At 43.8% G+C, this 2198-nt stretch carries 2 protein-coding genes; one reads left to right on the forward strand and one right to left on the reverse strand.

The window, feature by feature from the left end; genetic code table 11:
* Window positions 1-192 precede the first annotated feature (192 nt).
* Window positions 193-648 (reverse strand): GNAT family N-acetyltransferase, encoded by a 456-nt coding sequence (locus WB217_RS07140; RefSeq protein WP_423991987.1) that lies wholly within the window; start codon window positions 646-648, stop codon window positions 193-195.
* Window positions 649-993: 345 nt separating this feature from the next.
* Between WB217_RS07140 and WB217_RS07145 the strand changes: the two genes are divergently transcribed.
* On the forward strand, window positions 994-2094 hold the full coding sequence (locus WB217_RS07145) for a flavin monoamine oxidase family protein (protein ID WP_423991985.1): 1101 nt from the start codon (window positions 994-996) through the stop codon (window positions 2092-2094).
* Window positions 2095-2198 lie beyond the last annotated feature (104 nt).

A 2198-nucleotide genomic window follows, 5' to 3' on the forward strand; every position in this document is an offset into this window, starting at 1 on the left:
TACTCCTAAATGAATAATTCACTAACGGGTGCTAACGTTCAATAACAAATAATATATAAACGCTCAGAGAGCTTATTCTCTGAGCGTTTTTCTGCACTGATTTACTCGGTAATTGCGGAGAAAATTCAATTGTTATTTTTGTCCCTAATTACGATTTAGTACTTTAAAATCGAATTATTGGTAGTCGTCTTTTTACAAAGTCTTCGTCATAAATACACTATTCGGGTCTTCTGCATAGTCGCCAAACGGCGGGCAGTAGTGGAAGCCATATTTTTCATAGAGCTTCCTGGCGGGTGTGAAAGCCTCCATTGAGCCTGTTTCGAGACTAAGTCTCGTATAACCGCGAAGCTGTGCTTCTTTGATGATGTGTTCGAGTATTCTTTGCGCGACGCCTTTTCGGAGATGGGTGGTGGCGGTCCTCATGGATTTGAGTTCCCCGTGCTGGGGGTCAAGTTCCTTCAAAGCACCGCAGCCCATCAGCCGCTCGCCATCCCATGCTGTCCAGAAGGTAATCTCGGGTTTTTTAAGCTTCTCCAGTCCCAAGGCATGGATGCTTTCTGGCGGTGAGTGAAGCGTCATCCCATGCAGGTGTTCGTTGATCAGGGAAATGACTTCATGTTTTGTTAGGTTATCAATTTTTATTTCCATATGACCCTCCATTTTCTATCCAGTAAATTATGATTATAATAACCTTTCTATGAAAAGGTAGACAATGATTTTTTGAAGAAATTGCCTGGGATGCGTGTTCCTTGTTATGATTAGTGCAATCATAATTGAAGCGGAGGTTTTCCTTTTGACAGCGTCAATGAGGCTAAGACACTCGGTTTTCAATCGTTAATTAAATACAATTAACAGTTCTGCCTGTGTTCAGATATTGGTCTCTTTATTTTAATGGTTACAGACGGAAAGCTTATTTAGAAGAGAGCAATATAAACAATGCTCTTTCATATGTCCATTTATACATCCTACCCAAGGGTCGAAGGAGGAAAGAATATGAACAATCCTGTAGTCATAGTTGGTGCGGGTTTAAGTGGCCTTCGGGCTGCGTCTCTACTCAGTGCCCAGGGGATCGAATGTATGGTTCTGGAAGCTAGAGATAGGATTGGCGGCAGGGTCTTGAGCATTTCTGAGCCGGACAGACCTGCTCCAGGCAAATTTGATCTTGGGCCGACATGGTTCTGGCCGCAGTATGAGAGCACTATCACCAATCTTGTTAGAGAACTGAATTTAGGAACTTTCGTTCAGTACAACAAAGGGGCAATGCTTTCAGAACGATCCCCAAACGAAGCACCCGAGCGTTATGTAATACCAGAAAATTCGGGTGAAAAGTCGATTCGTATCGTAGGAGGTGTGCAGTCCCTTATAGATGCTGTAGCAGATACTATTCCCTCAGGGGTAGTCGAGCTAGAATCACGAGTTACTGCCATTCGACTGGATGAAGTCGGTGCGATCACGGTTGAAGCAGACCTTGCTGATGGCAAGAGAAAAAAAGTTTCGGCCAGTGCTGTTATCCTGGCATTGCCGCCTCGAATTGTGGCACGTCATATTGAATTCTCTCCTTCTCTCCCTCCCGATATTATGACTGATCTAGTAAGCAAACCTACATGGATGGCAGGACAGGCCAAGGCCGTTGCAATTTATGATCGTCCCTTTTGGAGGGAATCAGGACTCTCTGGATTCGCAACGAGCTGGGTTGGACCCTTACAAGAAATCCATGATGCTTCTCCTGAAACAGGATCTGGTGCCTTATTTGGTTTCTTCGGAATGCCAGCGAAAACACGGCAAGAATTGGGGGAGGGTAAAATTTCAAATTTGATCATTGATCAATTGGTCAGGCTCTTTGGAACCTCCGCCCAAAACGTAAGAGCTATCCTTTTCAAGGATTGGTCCAGAGATTCCGAAACGGCTGTTGAGGAAGACTTGGAGCCGCTTAGAGATTTTCCGCGTTATGGACAACCACCCAAAGCAGGAGTATGGGAAAAGAAAATCATTTTTGCTGGTACAGAGTCGGATTCACAATATGGAGGACATCTTGAAGGTGCACTCTTGTCCGCTGAACAGGCAGTTTTTAAAATCACTAATTTAAATAATTAGCTTTTATGACACGATATTTTCAGGTGAGTATCGAGTATCGTATGTGAAAAAGTTTTAAAGTAACGCGAGCGTTGATCCAAGATGGATTAACGCCCTTTTTTTGA

Source organism: Mesobacillus sp. (genome assembly GCF_049588175.1).
In the GTDB taxonomy this organism is placed as follows: Bacteria; Bacillota; Bacilli; order Bacillales; family Cytobacillaceae; genus Mesobacillus.